The 15,777-nt window shown below is 36.0% G+C and carries 10 protein-coding genes; 3 read left to right on the top strand and 7 right to left on the bottom strand.

What is annotated here, in order from left to right; genetic code table 11:
- Window positions 1-3: 3 nt before the first annotated feature.
- The 7 genes from FGF67_RS11290 to FGF67_RS11260 all read right to left on the bottom strand — a co-directional run bounded on the left by FGF67_RS11290 (window position 4) and on the right by FGF67_RS11260 (window position 10,999).
- Window positions 4-1,650 carry a M1 family metallopeptidase gene (locus FGF67_RS11290; protein ID WP_139697809.1) on the bottom strand — a complete coding sequence of 549 codons (1,647 nt, stop codon included), beginning with the start codon at window positions 1,648-1,650 and terminating at the stop codon, window positions 4-6.
- Window positions 1,651-1,703: 53 nt separating this feature from the next.
- Window positions 1,704-3,047, bottom strand: a complete 1,344-nt coding sequence (locus tag FGF67_RS11285; protein WP_139697807.1) for a M28 family peptidase — start codon at window positions 3,045-3,047, stop codon at window positions 1,704-1,706.
- Between the two features lie 101 nt (window positions 3,048-3,148).
- Complete coding sequence (locus FGF67_RS11280; protein WP_139697805.1) at window positions 3,149-4,951, bottom strand: acyl-CoA dehydrogenase family protein; 1,803 nt, start codon at window positions 4,949-4,951, stop codon at window positions 3,149-3,151.
- Window positions 4,952-4,968: 17 nt separating this feature from the next.
- On the bottom strand, window positions 4,969-6,159 hold the full coding sequence (locus FGF67_RS11275; RefSeq protein WP_139697803.1) for an acetyl-CoA C-acyltransferase: 1,191 nt from the start codon (window positions 6,157-6,159) through the stop codon (window positions 4,969-4,971).
- 98 nt (window positions 6,160-6,257) lie between these two features.
- Window positions 6,258-8,666 carry a 3-hydroxyacyl-CoA dehydrogenase/enoyl-CoA hydratase family protein gene (locus FGF67_RS11270; RefSeq protein WP_139697801.1) on the bottom strand — a complete coding sequence of 803 codons (2,409 nt, stop codon included), beginning with the start codon at window positions 8,664-8,666 and terminating at the stop codon, window positions 6,258-6,260.
- An 11-nt stretch (window positions 8,667-8,677) separates the two neighbouring features.
- Window positions 8,678-9,121, bottom strand: a complete 444-nt coding sequence (locus tag FGF67_RS11265) for a MarR family winged helix-turn-helix transcriptional regulator (RefSeq protein ID WP_139697799.1) — start codon at window positions 9,119-9,121, stop codon at window positions 8,678-8,680.
- A 99-nt stretch (window positions 9,122-9,220) separates the two neighbouring features.
- Window positions 9,221-10,999, bottom strand: a complete 1,779-nt coding sequence (locus tag FGF67_RS11260; RefSeq protein WP_139697797.1) for an AMP-dependent synthetase/ligase — start codon at window positions 10,997-10,999, stop codon at window positions 9,221-9,223.
- Window positions 11,000-11,374: 375 nt separating this feature from the next.
- Between FGF67_RS11260 and pflB the strand changes: the two genes are divergently transcribed.
- The 3 genes from pflB to FGF67_RS11245 are packed head-to-tail and all read left to right on the top strand — an operon-like array spanning window position 11,375 to window position 15,745.
- Complete coding sequence (gene pflB / locus FGF67_RS11255) at window positions 11,375-13,600, top strand: formate C-acetyltransferase (protein ID WP_139697795.1); 2,226 nt, start codon at window positions 11,375-11,377, stop codon at window positions 13,598-13,600.
- Between the two features lie 55 nt (window positions 13,601-13,655).
- A complete protein-coding gene (pflA, locus tag FGF67_RS11250; RefSeq protein WP_139697794.1) occupies window positions 13,656-14,429 on the top strand; it encodes a pyruvate formate-lyase-activating protein in 774 nt (257 codons plus the stop codon).
- Window positions 14,430-14,467: 38 nt separating this feature from the next.
- Entirely contained in the window at window positions 14,468-15,745 is a 1,278-nt protein-coding gene (locus FGF67_RS11245) for an L-lactate MFS transporter (RefSeq protein ID WP_139697793.1), read from the top strand.
- Window positions 15,746-15,777: the final 32 nt, after the last annotated feature.

Here is a 15,777-nt window from a genome sequence, read left to right as displayed (position 1 = left end):
ATATTATAATTGTTTAGAATCTACATAGAAATCAGGATCAATTTCAAATGTGTTTATTTTTGAATCTAAATTTAAGGTGTTCCAATCTGCCTTTGGGAACAACCATTGTGTATTTCCATTAATATTTATTTGAATGGGCATGTCAAAATCTTCAACAATATTTGTCCATTTGTATTTAAGAGTATTATTGTCAATACTATATGAAAGTGTAGGGGTTTTGGTGGTTCTTAAATATTGATTGAAAAACGCTGTTAAATCAATGCCCGATTGTTCACTCATATAATTTTCAATTTCCTGCGTGGTTACCGTTTGATGATAAAAAACACGGTTAAGTCCCCTTAAAATTTGACGCCATTTTTCATCATCTTCCAAAAGTTGTCTTAAAGTATGTAGCATGTTGGCTCCTTTATAATACATGTCTGCAGAACCTTCTTTGTTTACATTGTAGTGACCAATAATAGGTTTGTCGTTTACAATAGTTTTTCTAGTTCCAATTACGTATTCAGAAGCCGCTTGCTTACTGTAGTAATACTCTAAAAATAAAGATTCAGAGTAGGCTGTAAAACTTTCATGAATCCACATGTCGGCGGCATCTTTATAAGTGATGTTATTAGCAAACCATTCGTGACCAGATTCATGAATAATAATAAAATCAAACTTTAGTCCCCAACCAGTTCCAGATAAATCATTACCTAAATATCCTTTTTTATATTGGTTGCCATAGGTTACTGAACTTTGATGTTCCATACCAAGATATGGTACTTCAACTAGTTTAAAGCTATCTACATAAAAAGGGTATTGCCCAAACCAATGTTCAAAAGCTTTCATCATTTTTGGTGCGTCTTTAAAATGCTCCTTGGCTTTGTCTAGATTATAGCTTAATACATAATATTCCATATCAAGATTGCCAGCCATACCATCATAATCTTCAGAAAAGTGAACATAATCGCCAATATTTATATTGACACCGTAGTTATTAATGGGGCTTTTTACTATCCAATTATAGGTTTTGGTGTCTTCAATACGCTCAATGCTTCGCAGCCGTCCATTAGAAACATTCATTAATTTTGCGGGTACGTTTACACTAATTTGCATACTATCTACTTCATCATACATATGATCTTTACAAGGCCACCATACACTGGCACCTAAACCTTGACAAGAGGATGCAACAAAATGATTACCGTTGTTGTCTTTTTTCCAAGAAATACCACCATCCCAAGGCGCATTTACGGCTTCTCTGGGATGCCCTTCATAATACACATCAATAGTTTCAATAGTATTTACATTTTGAATATCATTTAAGTAAATGAAATGGGCATTGCCATCATGCTTTATATTTAGTGCTTTACCGTTTTGAACAGCTTTTGTAAGTTTTAAAGGCGCTTGCAAATCTATTTGAAGTATCGAATCTTGTTTGAGTACTTTGTATTGTACCGTGTTTTTTCCAGAAATAAATTTATTATCTGGGTCTACCTTGATGTCAAGGTGGTAGTACGTTAAATCCCACCATGCGCGTTCTGGGGTTATACTACCTCTTAACGTATCTTGCCTTGTGAAATTTGATTTATCCTGAAGTAAGCCTTGCGAAAAAGATGCTGCTGATATGGTTAAGAATGTAAAAAATAAAAAGCGTTTAAATGATTTCATTGGTGTTTTTGGTTTTTAATCTTGTGAATGTTTTAAAGTGTTTGGTATATTAATTATTTGTACATGATGTTATTCGGAAAAGTAACGGTACTTTCAAAACCATTTTCTCCTACGGCAGAAATTCCGAAGAAATAATTATCAATAACGATACCGTTCAACGTAAATTCTGAAATATCCCCCACATAACGACTGTAATCCCAAGTAGGTGAGGTGGTATCTCTCCAATATATTTTATACCCTTTAGCACTTTCAACTTTGGTCCACTTTAATCTGGTGGCAGGTTCAACAATACCACCAATAGCCACTTGTTTTGGTGCCGGAGGTGCCCAAGCCAAACAGGCTAAGTTTATAGCATTTACAGCAGTGAGTTTTTTAGCATAGCCAAAATTAACGTGCTCTATAATATCACCATAGTGAATGCCATTTTCAGTTCTAATGTCTTGATGTTGTTGCGTATAATTTTCATGAGATTCCATGATGCGTATTCCAGCAAACCCCAAATCATTGAATGGGCGGTGATGGCCACCTCTACCAAACCGATCAAGCCTGTATATCATCACAGGATTCATTTCGGGCATAAATAGTTTCGTAGTTTTATAGATGTAACGCGCTAACTGGCGCGATATACCATCAACCTCACCTCCATAAAACCGCCTAAGCTGTCTTTCATTATCAGTTTCGGTAGGAGGGGTAGGCTCTGAGAATATTCTAAATGTTCTGTTATCAATCACACCATCAACCCCTTTTATATTTCCAATCATATCATTATTTAACACCCCAATGATATTCCATTTTTTGTCTTTGGCATAACGTGCTAAACCTGCCCCTCCAAATAGACCTTGTTCTTCTCCAGATAAACCAACATAAACAATACTATTTTCAAATTGATATTGGCTTAATACACGTGCGGCTTCAATAGTTCCGGCCAAACCTGAAGCGTTATCATTTGCCCCTGGAGCATCTGTGGTAAAATCCATGGTATTGCTAGCTCTTGAATCGATATCACCACTCATAATAATGTAGTTATTAGGGTAAGAGGTTCCCTTTTGAATGGCAACAACATTAACTATCCAAGCATCATGAGGCACTCGATTATTGCCCTTTTTAGTGATAAAATCTTTTTGATAAAATACTTCTAAGCAATTATTACAGTCTTTTGAAATGGTTTCGAATTCTGATTTTACCCATCTTCTAGCCGCTCCAATCCCACGTTTATTTGAAAGGGTATCACTAAATGTATTTCTGGTGCCGAAATTAACGAGGGTTTGAATGTCTTTTTTAATACGGTGTTCTGAAATGGAGTCTATGATTTTGTAGAGATCTCCTTGAGATTGACCATTAATTAATGGTGATAAAGCAAATAGTAATAAAAGAAATAGTGTTAGTTTAATGGTCATTTTTGACCTAAAAATAGTGAAAATTAAAAACGCTTCGAAATTTTTTCCGAAGCGTTTTTTGCATTTGAGTTAGTCACTACTCTGTTTTTATTCCGAAGATATTAAAAACAATATTTATTTTCTTGTATTACTTTTTCAGCGATAATATGTCTAAGCTCTATAATGTTAGGCATATTTACATATTTAATATAGCGTTTTAATCCCATGAGCATCATGCGTTGCTCGTCTCCTGAAGAGAATGAAATTATGGAGTGTTTACCTGCTGTTTCAATGACATCAATAGCGTGAAAGAGGTTGAGTTTAGCCATGGCAATTTGTTCTTTTGCTTGTGCTTCACCATCTTTTTTGGCCATTTTCTCAGCACGTAAAATAGCCGACTCAGCTAAATAGATTTGAATTAAAATGTCAGAAGCCGCTAGCATGAGTTGCTGTTGCTGTTCGATTTTTTCACCATATTTTTGAAGGGCAGCTCCAGCCACCATTAAAAACAGCTTTTTAAGATTCTTAATAATACTTTTTTCTTCAGAGAATAATTCAGAATAGTCTGGCACATCAAACGAAGGAATACCCATAAGTTCTTCTTTTACAGCCATGGCTGGTTCAAGCACATTTACATGCCCTTTCATAGCTTTTTTTATGAGCATGCCAATGCATAGCATACGATTAATCTCATTAGTACCCTCATAAATCCTTGAAATTCGGGCATCGCGCCAAGCTGATTCCATAGGTGTATCTTCTGAAAAGCCCATGCCTCCAAAAATCTGAATACCTTCATCGGTACATTTTTGTACAAACTCTGATACGGCTACTTTTAATATTGAACATTCAATAGCATACTCTTCAACACCTTTTAATTCAGCTTCTTGGTGGGTGTCTTTGCCATTGTTTTTTCTAAGTTCAATTCTATCTTCTATATCTTTTGAAGCCCGATAGGTAGCAGCTTCGCCCACCCAGCAATTAGTAGCCATTTCTGCAATTTTTTGCCTAATAGCTCCAAAGCTTGATATAGGGGTTTTAAACTGAATACGCTCATTAGCATATTTTACAGATTCAGAAATTGTACGGCGTTGTGCATCTAAACATGCTGCTGCTAATTTGATTCTTCCAACGTTAAGGGCATTCATAGCAATTTTAAACCCATTTCCTCTTGTAGATAGCATATTTTCAACAGGAACCACTGTTTCATTAAAGAAAACTTGCCGTGTTGAAGAGGCTCTAATACCCAATTTGTGTTCTTCTTCACCCATGGTAATGCCATTTGGGTTTTCAGGATCGTATTCTACAATAAAGCCCGTAATATTCTTATCATCTTCAATACGAGCAAAAACAATCATTAAGCGACAAAAACCAGCATTTGAAATCCACATCTTTTGCCCTGTTATCTTGTAGTGCGTACCATCGTCAGAAAGTACCGCTTTGGTTTTTCCCGAATTGGCATCGCTACCTGCACTCGGTTCGGTTAAACAATAAGAACCAAACCATTCACCTGAAGCTAGTTTAGGTACATATTTTTGTTTTTGGGCTTCATTGCCATAAAGTGTAATAGGTAAGGTACCTATACCTGTATGTGCACCAAAGGCCGTACTAAAAGACCCTGTGGCACCAGAAATATAATCGCACACCAACACAGTGTCTACAAAGCCCAAGCCCATACCACCATATTCTTCTGGTACCGCAACGCTTAAAAAGCCCAACTCACCAGCTTGACGCATACAAGATTCTGTTAAGGCGTAATCTTTTTGTTCAAATTGAGCCTTTTTTGCCCATACCTCTCTGTCTAGAAATTCAGTAACTGCCTCTTTCATCATGAGCTGATCTTCATTAAAATCTTCAGGGGTGAAAATAGCTTCGCAGTTTGATTCTTTTACTAAGAATTGTCCGCCCCGTAGTATGTCTTTTTCCATTTGTATAGTACGTTTTTTTAGTTTAAAAATTCGAAAATTCCACAAGCGCCTTGGCCAGTGCCCACGCACATTGTAACAGCGCCGTATTTCCCTTTCATATCTCTTTTTCGCATTTCATCAAAGAGTTGAACAGAAAGTTTTGCGCCTGTACAGCCAAGCGGGTGCCCCAACGCAATGGCGCCACCATTTACATTGACTAAATTGGGGTTGAGGTTCAACTCACGGATTACGGCAATAGCTTGCGATGCGAATGCTTCATTAAGTTCAATAAGCTCTAAATCTTCCTGTTTAAGTCCTGCTAGTTTTAATGCTTTTGGAATAGCTTTTACAGGGCCTATACCCATAATTCGTGGTTCTACACCTGCGGCTGCATAGTTTACTAAACGGGCAATAGGTTCAAGGTTTAATTCTTTAACCATATTCTCGCTCATAACCAGAACAAAAGCGGCACCATCACTCATTTGAGAGGAATTACCGGCCGTAACACTCCCACCTTGAGCAAAAACTGGACGTAGTTTAGCAAGAGCCTCTAAGCTGGTTCCTGCTCTAGGGCCTTCATCTTTTATAACGGTATATTTTTTAGTGGCTTTTTTACCCTGCTCATCAATATAAGTTTGTTCTACCTCAATGGGAACTATTTGATCTTGAAAACGGTTTTCGGCTTGGGCTTTTAAAGCTTTCATATGTGAATTATAGGCAAATTCATCTTGATCTTCACGGGATACTTTAAATTGATTTGCTACCGCTTCAGCCGTATTTCCCATGCCCCAATAATAATCTTCATGGCCAGCCTTAACAATGTCATAATTTAATTCAGGTTTGAATCCTGTCATGGGTACAGCGCTCATACTTTCTGCTCCACCTGCAATAATACAATCGGCCATTCCAGATTGAATTTTTGCGGTGGCAATTCCTATTGTCTCAATACCTGAAGAGCAAAAACGATTAACCGTTACTCCAGGAACTTCGACAGAATTTAATCCCATTAAGGAAATTAAACGTGCCATATTCAACCCTTGAGATCCTTCGGGCATAGCGTTGCCAACAATGACATCGTCAATACGAGTTTTATCCAGTTGAGGTAATTCCTTCATCATGTGCTGGATGGTTTCAGCCGCCAATTCATCCGTTCTTTTAAAACGGAACACTCCTTTAGGTGCTTTTCCTACAGCTGTTCTGTATGCTTTTACTATATATGCTTGTTTCATTTTTTTATGCTTTTAGGCTTTAAGCTATATGCTTTAAGCTCAAATATTTAAAATAAATCTCGCCTATTGCTTAGAGCATAGGTCTTAAAGCTTAGTAACTAGTTCCGTAATGGTTTTCCAGTTTTTAACATGTATTGAATACGCTCTAGAGTTTTACGCTCTGTACATAAGCTTAAAAAGGCTTCTCGTTCTATGTCTAGCAAGTACTGTTCGGTTACTAAAGTAGGTTCTGATAAATCACCTCCGGCCATGACATAGGCTAGTTTATTGGCAATTTTTTGATCGTGTTCGCTAATATAATTAGCTGCTTCCATAGAATCAGTGCCTACTAAAAACATACCAAGTGCTTGTTTTCCTAATACCTTAACGTCCTTACGTTTTACAGGCATTGTATAACCGGCATCTGCCATTAATTTAGCATGAGCTTTAGCCGTTGCAATCTGTCGGTCTTTATTGACAACAACAAGGTCTTTTCCTTTTTGAAGTACACCTAAATCAAAGGCTTCATAAGCTGAGGTGGCTACTTTTGCCATACCAATGGTTAGGAAGTATTCTTGTAAAATATTGAGTTCTACATCCCCTTTTCTAAAGGTGTCTGAAGCACGTAAAGCCATTTCTTTTGAGCCACCACCCCCTGGTATTACACCAACACCAAACTCAACAAGTCCCATATAAGTTTCTGCTGCTGCTACAACCTTATCTGCATGCATGGAAAGCTCGCAAGCTCCCCCGAGGGACATACCATGAGGTGCAGATACCGTAGGAATTGCAGAGTAGCGCATGCGCATCATGGTGTCTTGGAAGTATTTTATGGCCGCATTGAGCTCATCATATTCTTGTTCAACAGCCATCATGAAAATCATGCCAATATTGGCCCCAACTGAGAAATTGGCACCTTGGTTACCAACTACTAACCCCTCGAAATCTCTTTCTGCAATATCTATGGCTTTATTTAATCCAGCTAATACATCACCACCTATGGTGTTCATTTTAGATTGGAATTCGCAGTTTAATATACCATCACCTAAGTCTTCAATAACAACACCAGCATTTTTAAATACTTCGTTTGTTTTTCGGATGTTGTCTAATATAATGAAAGCATCTTGTCCTGGTTTTTTCTCGTATGTTTTGCTTGGTATATTATATGTGTAAGTTGCTCCTTGTTTAACAGTGTAGAAGGATTCAATTTCGGAAGCAACCATATCTTTTACCCATGTAGCTACAGATAACTCTTCGGATTCAATCAATTCTAAACCTTTAGAAACGCCGATAGCGTCCCAAATTTGAAAAGGACCATGCTCCCAACCAAAACCAGCTTTCATGGCATCATCAATCTTATAAAGGTCATCTGAAATTTCAGGAATGCGATGCGATACATAGGCAAATAGAGCAGCAAATGTTTTTCTATAAAATTCACCAGCTTTGTCTTTTCCTGAAATGAGTACTTTAAAACGATCAATAACTTTATCAATAGGTTTTGTTAATTCTAACGTAGCAAATTTTGCCTTTTTAGATGAACGGTATTCCAGTGTATCTAAATCTAAAGAGAGGATTTCTTTTTTACCATCAGGAGAAACTTGTTTTTTGTAAAAACCTTGTCCCGTTTTACTGCCAAACCATTTGTTTACTACCATAGTACTAATAAAATCTGGTAGTTTGAATAGTTCTAACTGTTCATCTGTTTTGCAATTTTCGGCAATACCATTGGCTACATGAACCAAAGTATCTAATCCAACAACATCTACAGTTCTAAAGGTTGCTGATTTAGGTCTACCAATAACGGGGCCAGTAAGTTTATCAACCTGTTCAATGGTTAAACCCATATCTTTTACGGTATGGAATAAACTCATTATGCTAAATATCCCTATACGATTGCCTATAAATGCCGGGGTATCTTTAGCTATAACCACTGTTTTTCCTAAGAATTTTTCACCATAGTCACTTAAAAACTCTAATACAGAAGTATCGGTTTTTGGACCAGGAATAATTTCAAAGAGTTTTAAATAACGGGCTGGGTTAAAAAAGTGTGTGCCACAAAAATGCTTTTGAAAATCTTCACTACGGCCTTCACTCATAAATTTAATGGGTATGCCAGAAGTATTACTAGTAATGAGTGTGCCTGGGGTTCTATACTTTTCAAGGTTTTCAAATACCTGTTTTTTTATGTCTAAGCGTTCAACAACAACTTCCATAATCCAATCAACATGAGCCACTTTACTAATGTCATCTTCTAGATTTCCAGTTGTAATTCTGTTGGCAAACTTTTGATGGTAAATAGGGGAAGGCTTTTGTTTTAAAGCAATTGTTAAGGCATCATTTACAAGACGGTTCCTAACAACCTTATCGTTTAAGCTTAAACCTTTTTCTTTTTCATTTTCGGTTAATTCTCTGGGAACAATATCAAGAAGTAGAACATCTACACCAATATTTGCAAAATGGCAGGCTATACCGCTTCCCATGATGCCTGAGCCAATAATGGCAATTTTTTTTATTCTTCTTTTATTCATGTTGTGTTTTACTAATCGTTTTGATTGTATATTTTTTTGTTACAAACTCTATCTAAAATAACTTCAGAAACGTCATAAAAATGTGCTAATTGCTCTTCAGATACATGTTGCTTAATAGCATCATTAAAAGTGAGTACACGTTCTCTGGAAAGATCTCTTTTTTCAAGACCAAATGGGGTTAAACAGATGAGAACACCACGCCCGTCTTCGGGGTTTGGTTTTCGTTCAATGAGTCCTCTTTTCTCCATTGCCTTTAATATTCTTGATAAGCTTGTCGCTTCCATGCCCATTTTAGGTCCTAATGCTGTAGATGGCGTTCCTTTTTCAGGATCAATGCTTAAAAGTGTAAAACCTGTGGCCATGGTGCTGTCAAATTTGGCGGCTTCTTCATTATACATTTTTTGTACTGCCAGCCATGTGGTGCGTAGCATGTAATCTATGGTTTTATCTTTCATTTTAGTTGATTTTCTCAAATATAGTAAAATTTGTTATGCGCGCATAACAAATTTTACTAAAACATCATAAAAAATGCTGTAAAAAACCTTTAGAGAATTTTATGAAACGGGACGGTAAATGTCTTCAATAAGGTCTTTATATTTTTCTAGAATAATTGACCGCCGCATTTTCAAGGTAGGCGTAAGGTGTCCTGAATCTATTGACCATACTTCAGGAGTTAATCGGAATAATTTTATTTGTTCCCATTTTCCAAATTTCGTGTTGCATTTGTCTATTTCTTGCTGAATTCTTTTTTGCACAATTTCTGAGTTTGAAATAGCGTCATGAGAGTCTTCAATGGGATGGTGTTTGCGCTCTACCCATTCATGCACAAATTCAAAGTTAACTTGTATTAGGGCAGCAGGCATTTTTTCACCCTCACCAATGACCATGACTTGTTCTATAAAGCGAGATTGTTTTAATTCATTTTCAAGAAGCGTAGGAATTACGTATTTTCCGCCAGACGTTTTAAACATTTCTTTTTTGCGTCCTGTAATTTTTAAAAAACCGTCGGCATCAATTTCGCCTTTATCTCCTGTGTGAAAATAGTCGCCTGTCATGACAGAAGCTGTTTTTTCAGGATCCTTGTAATACCCTAACATAACATTAGGACCCTTAATCAAAATTTCACCATCGTCTGCTATTTTTACTTGAACATTGCGAATAGGCTTTCCTACTGTACCTACCTTATACATATTGTCGTTGTAATACCCTACGGATATTACAGGCGACGTCTCTGTTAGGCCATAGCCCTCCATAACAAGCATACCAGCAGCTCCAAATATTCTGGCTAATCTAGGTTGTAAAGGAGCACTTCCAGATACCATTGTGTAAAGTTCTCCGCCGAGAGCTTCGCGCCACTTACTAAAAATGAGCTTATTTGCTATACCTAATTTGAACTCGTACCAAGCACCATTTTTTTTGTAAGGTTCCCAATGTTCCCCTAAATTAACAGCCCAGTAGAACAGCATTTTTTTTATGCCAGATAGCTCGGCCGCCTTAGCCATGATTTTATCATAAACTTTTTCAAGAAGTCTAGGCACAACACTCATAAGGTTTGGCTTTATCTCTTTGGCATTTTCACCAATTTTATCAAGAGCTTCGGCATAGTAAATTGAGGTGCCTGCATGCTGATAAACATAAATTAAAACCCGCTCAAAAATGTGACAAATAGGTAGAAAGCTTAGCACTCTGGTTTCAGACCCTCTAAGGGGTACTCTTGGAACACTGTCTAAAACATTACTTGTAATATTCCAGTGCGAAAGCATAACACCTTTGGCTTTTCCAGTGGTTCCTGAGGTATAGATAATAGTAGCTAAATCTGTAGATTTTACTTCTCTTTTTCTGGTTTCTACAGCCTCTTGATTATCTGTGTCTTTGCCTAAATCTAATAATTCAGAATAGTGCTTACAGCCTTTAATTTCATCAAAGGAGTAAACGTCTTTTAATTTGGTTTTAGCTTTTACCTTATTTACTTTTTCTAACACTTCTGCATCGGAAACAAAGCAATAAATAGATTCACTATGATTAAGTATATACGCATAATCATCAGGGGAAATTGTTGGATAAATAGGAACATTTTGCGCGCCAAGTTGAAGCACGCCAACATCAACTATATTCCATTCGGTTCTGTTTGTTGATGAAATAACTGCTATTTTATCGTCCTTTTTTACACCTAATTTTAAAAGCGCCCTGCTTATAGCATTCGCTTTATCAATATATTCTTGAGTAGAGGTTTTAATCCATTCACCGTCATACTTTGTTACCAAAGCAGCTTCATTAGGCTTATTTTCGAGTTGATAGTAAGGAAAATCAAAAAGTCTAGTTATTTCTATCATTAGCTATTAATATGTTTTGCTGTATTGCAAATTATGAAATTAAATAAGATTTTCAAATAAACTGATAAAAGAAGGTATAAAGATTTAGTAGTGTTTTTTATAATTTTTACGAATATCTTAATTTTTACCTAAAAAAATCTCATAATGTTTTATTAAATTCTTAAAATTTTTTCCTTTTCATAGTAGTTCAGTTAAAAGTGTTAAGTAATTGTTAATTGGATGTAAAATTTCAAACGTTTTCGTAATTATTTTAAAATGAAAAACTTTTAAAATCAGTGGTTTACTGACTTTTGTCAGTTTTATTTTCTTTATCCGAGTCTACCTTTGTAAGTGTAAAATAAAACGGATTTTTTCAAAATATTAATACATAAAAAAATGGAAGTAAAACAATTTAAAGGCGGTGTTTGGACTGAACAAGTCAATGTTAGAGATTTCGTATTTAATAACATTACACCATATTACGGAGATTACAGCTTTTTAGTAGGACCAAGTGACCGAACTAATAAAGTATGGGAAGTTTGTAAAGTTGCAACCAAAGAAGAAAGAGATCGCAATGGCGTTCGTGCAGTTGATACAGATACTATTTCAACGGTAAGTGCTTTTGCTGCTGGGTATATAGATAAGGAGAATGAAGTTATTGTAGGATTACAAACCGATGAGTTATTAAAACGTGCCATGAAACCATTTGGTGGTTTTAAAGTGGTACAAAAAGCGTTATCAGAACACGGTGTTAAACCAAATGAAAATTTAACTGAACTGTTCTCTAAATATGTAAAAACCCATAATGATGGTGTTTTTGATGCATATACTTCTGAGATAAGAAAATACCGCTCATTAGGGTTCTTAACAGGACTGCCAGATAACTACGCTAGAGGTAGAATTATTGGTGATTACCGTCGTGTAGCATTATATGGCATCAACTTTTTGATTGAAAACAAAAAAGCGGATTTAGAAAATATCACAGGGCCAATGACAGAATCTGTTATTCGTTTACGTGAAGAAGTGTCAGAGCAAATAAAAGCATTGAAGGATATGCTTGAATTAGGTGCTAAGTACGATTTAGATTTAAGTCGTCCTGCCGAAAACGCTCGTGAAGCCGTGCAATGGACTTACATGGCGTATTTAGCTGCTGTTAAAGAACAAGATGGTGCAGCCATGTCTTTAGGTAATGTGTCTACATTTTTAGATATCTATATTGAGAATGATTTAAAAGAAGGTCTGATTACCGAAGAAGAAGCACAAGAGTACATTGACCAGTTCGTGATGAAATTACGTATGGTGCGTCACTTAAGAATGAGTGCTTACGATGAGATTTTTGCAGGAGACCCTACTTGGGTTACTGAAGCTATTGGTGGGATGTTTGAAGATGGAAGAACTAAAGTAACTAAAACTTCCTTCCGTTTCTTAAACACACTTTATAACTTAGGGCCATCTCCAGAACCAAATATGACCGTACTTTGGTCACAAGAATTGCCGCAAAATTTTAAAGATTTCTGTGCTAAAGTAGCTATTGACACCTCTTCAATTCAGTTTGAAAATGATAACTTAATGAGAGCTGAGCGTGGTTCTGATGATTATGGTATAGCATGTTGTGTGTCTTACCAAAGTTTAGGTAAATCTATTCAGTTCTTTGGGGCTAGAACAAACTTAGCAAAAACGTTATTGTTAGCTATTAATGGTGGTCGTTGTGAAAATACAGGAACATTAATGGTGGAAGGTATTGAACCTTTAGAAGGCCAGTACTTAGACTTTGATAAAGTTATGGCTAACTTTAAAATTGCCATGAAGCAGGTGGCAAGAGTTTATAATGATTCTATGAACATTATTCACTACATGCATGATAAGTACTACTATGAAAAAGCGCAAATGTCTTTAATAGATACTAACCCAAGTATTAACATAGCTTACGGTATTGCTGGTTTATCAATTGTGGCCGATTCATTGTCAGCTATTAAATATGCTAAAGTAAAACCAATTAGAAACGAAGAAGGTTTATCTGTAGAATTTAAAATTGAAGGCGAGTTCCCTAAATATGGTAATGATGATGATAGAGTAGATGCTTTAGCTGCTAATGCCGTTGCCGATTTTAATAACGAGCTTAAACAATTACCAGTTTATAAAGATGCAGAGCCTACACTATCTGTATTAACTATTACATCAAACGTGTCTTATGGTAAGAAAACAGGAGCTACACCAGATGGTAGAGCCAATGGTATTCCTTTTGCTCCAGGCGCAAACCCAATGCACGGTCGTGATTGTAATGGTGCTATAGCATCTTTAAACTCAGTATCTAAAATTGATTATAGAAATTCTTTAGATGGTATTTCAAATACCTTTTCAATGGTACCAAAATCTTTAGGATCTGATGAAACTGATAGAATTGAAAATTTAGTGTCTATAATTGATGGTTATTTCACTAGAAAAGCACAGCACTTAAATGTGAATGTGCTAAACAGAGAAACTTTAATGGATGCTATGGAGCACCCAGAAGAGTATCCTCAATTAACCATTCGTGTTTCTGGTTACGCTGTAAACTTTGTTAGATTAACAAGAGAGCAGCAAATGGAAGTTATTACACGTTCTTTCCACGAATCCATGTAGTTTTATTAATATTTTGAATGCATCTGAAAATTAAGTTTAAAAGCTTAATTTTCGGATGCTAATTTTAAAAACGAATATTATCAAAACTCAAGACAACACATTAAGGGTTCACTCTATTGAGTCCTTTGGAACTCACGATGGTCCAGGTATTAGATTTGTAATTTTTTTACAAGGTTGTAAATTAAAATGCTTGTACTGCCATAACCCTGATACAATTGATACAACAGGAGGGCAGGAATACCATATTGAAGATTTAGTACAGCGGGCCGTAAAGATGAAGCCTTACTTTGGAAGAAAAGGAGGTGTAACAGTTTCGGGAGGAGAACCTTTGCTGCAATCAAAGGAGTTAATTCCTTTTTTTAAACGATTAAAGGAAGAAGGTATTCATACTAATATTGATACCAACGGTAGACTTTTAAATCACTTTGCTGTTGAATTGCTTGATGAGTATGCAGATTTGGTTATGCTAGATATTAAGCACATGACAGAGGAAGGGTATGAATACATTACTGGGCAGCGTAATAAAGAAACCACATTCAATTTTGCAAAACATAGAGAGCAATCAGGAAAAACAATGTGGTTGCGGTATGTTTTAATTCCAGAGATTACAAACAAACCAGAATTATTACACGCACTAGGTGAATATTTTAAAGATTATAAAACTATAGAGAAAATTGAAATTCAACCGTATCATAAATTAGGGATTCATAAATGGGATACCCTTGGTTGGGATTATCAATTGAAAGATGCTCGTGAAAATACAGATGAAGAACTTCAAGGAGCAGTTAATATATTGAAAAACTACTTCAAAGAAGTAAAGGTTAACTAAATAAGATGTTCTAAACAACATCGAAAATTAATGAAATTATGAAAACTAAAAAACTAAAAAATAGATGGCTAATTGCTGCCTCTGCGGTAGGAATACATATTTCAATAGGTTCTGTTTATGCATACTCTGTTATGACAAACCCTGTTAAAGATGTTTTTGATGTAGATGGAAGTGTTATAAAATGGGCTTTTAAAATAGCCATCTTACTACTGGGGCTTTCAGCAGCCTTTTTAGGACGATGGGTTGAGAAAGTAGGGCCGAAAGTAAGCGGAACTACAGCAGGATTATTTTACGGTTTTGGAATTTTAGGATCAGGGTTCGCGGTTCAACTGGAATCATTAACCTTGTTCTATTTATGTTACGGTGTGATAGGAGGCATTGGTTTAGGTCTAGGGTATATCACTCCTGTAAGTACGTTAGTAAAATGGTTTCCAGACAGAAGAGGATTGGCAACTGGTATGGCTATCATGGGCTTTGGTTTTGCGGCCTTAATATTTGGCCCAGTAATGCAATCTTTGTTTGATTCTGTTGGTGTTTCAAACGCATTTTATATTCTAGGTATTATTTATATGATTTTAATTTTATCTTCAGCAAGATATATTGAAAGACCTCCAGAAGGGTATATGCCAGAAGGATTTAAACCTGGTGAAGGGAAAACCATTAAAGCCGATATGGCTAATATTGATGCTAACGCGTCTCTTAAAACACCACGTTTTTATTATATCTGGATTATGATGTTTATTAATATTTCTTGTGGTATTGCTATTATTTCGGCCGCGAGCCCAATGATGCAGGAAAAACTAAATTATACACCAATGGAAGCTGCGGGTATAGTTGGTTTAATAGGGGTGTTTAATGGTTTAGGAAGAATTATGTGGTCTACACTTTCTGATTATCTTGGTAGAGCCAATACCTTTATTATTTTCTTCGGATTTCAAATATTAGCCTTTTATTTCTTACCAGAAATTACAATGGAACTAGCGTTCTTAATTGTATTATTTACCGTAATTACTATGTATGGTGGTGGTTTTGCTACATTGCCCGCTTTCTTGGGTGATTTGTTTGGAACAAAACAATTGGGAGCCATTCATGGTATGGTATTGGCCGCTTGGGGATTAGCAGGTGTAGTAGGTCCTACTATTTATGACATGGTAAAAAATGCCACAGGATCATTAGATACAACATTACATGTATTTGCTGGCTTATTTGTTATAGCATTAATAGTTTCAATATTAATGAAAATAACAGTGGTCAAAGCATATAAAAAGATGAATTTAAAAACGGAAGCGGCGAATAAGAAGTTGAAGTTTGCATAACGTTTTTTTGGTTGGTTTGATTAAATAGAAAA

It is taken from the genome of Allotamlana fucoidanivorans (assembly GCF_006265225.1).
Classification (GTDB): Bacteria; Bacteroidota; Bacteroidia; order Flavobacteriales; family Flavobacteriaceae; genus Allotamlana; species Allotamlana fucoidanivorans.
This window is presented reverse-complemented; position numbering and strand designations above follow the sequence as displayed.

Bases quoted from the DNA above. Each gene is read 5' to 3' on its own strand.
- FGF67_RS11275 (WP_139697803.1), bottom strand. From the start codon at position 6,159: ATGAAACAAGCATATATAGTAAAAGCATACAGAACAGCTGTAGGAAAA.
- FGF67_RS11280 (WP_139697805.1), bottom strand. From the start codon at position 4,951: ATGGAAAAAGACATACTACGGGGCGGACAATTCTTAGTAAAAGAATCA.
- FGF67_RS11260 (WP_139697797.1), bottom strand. From the start codon at position 10,999: ATGATAGAAATAACTAGACTTTTTGATTTTCCTTACTATCAACTCGAA.
- FGF67_RS11290 (WP_139697809.1), bottom strand. From the start codon at position 1,650: ATGAAATCATTTAAACGCTTTTTATTTTTTACATTCTTAACCATATCA.
- pflA (WP_139697794.1), top strand. From the start codon at position 13,656: ATGCTAATTTTAAAAACGAATATTATCAAAACTCAAGACAACACATTA.
- pflB (WP_139697795.1), top strand. From the start codon at position 11,375: ATGGAAGTAAAACAATTTAAAGGCGGTGTTTGGACTGAACAAGTCAAT.
- FGF67_RS11285 (WP_139697807.1), bottom strand. From the start codon at position 3,047: ATGACCATTAAACTAACACTATTTCTTTTATTACTATTTGCTTTATCA.
- FGF67_RS11265 (WP_139697799.1), bottom strand. From the start codon at position 9,121: ATGAAAGATAAAACCATAGATTACATGCTACGCACCACATGGCTGGCA.
- FGF67_RS11245 (WP_139697793.1), top strand. From the start codon at position 14,468: ATGAAAACTAAAAAACTAAAAAATAGATGGCTAATTGCTGCCTCTGCG.
- FGF67_RS11270 (WP_139697801.1), bottom strand. From the start codon at position 8,666: ATGAATAAAAGAAGAATAAAAAAAATTGCCATTATTGGCTCAGGCATC.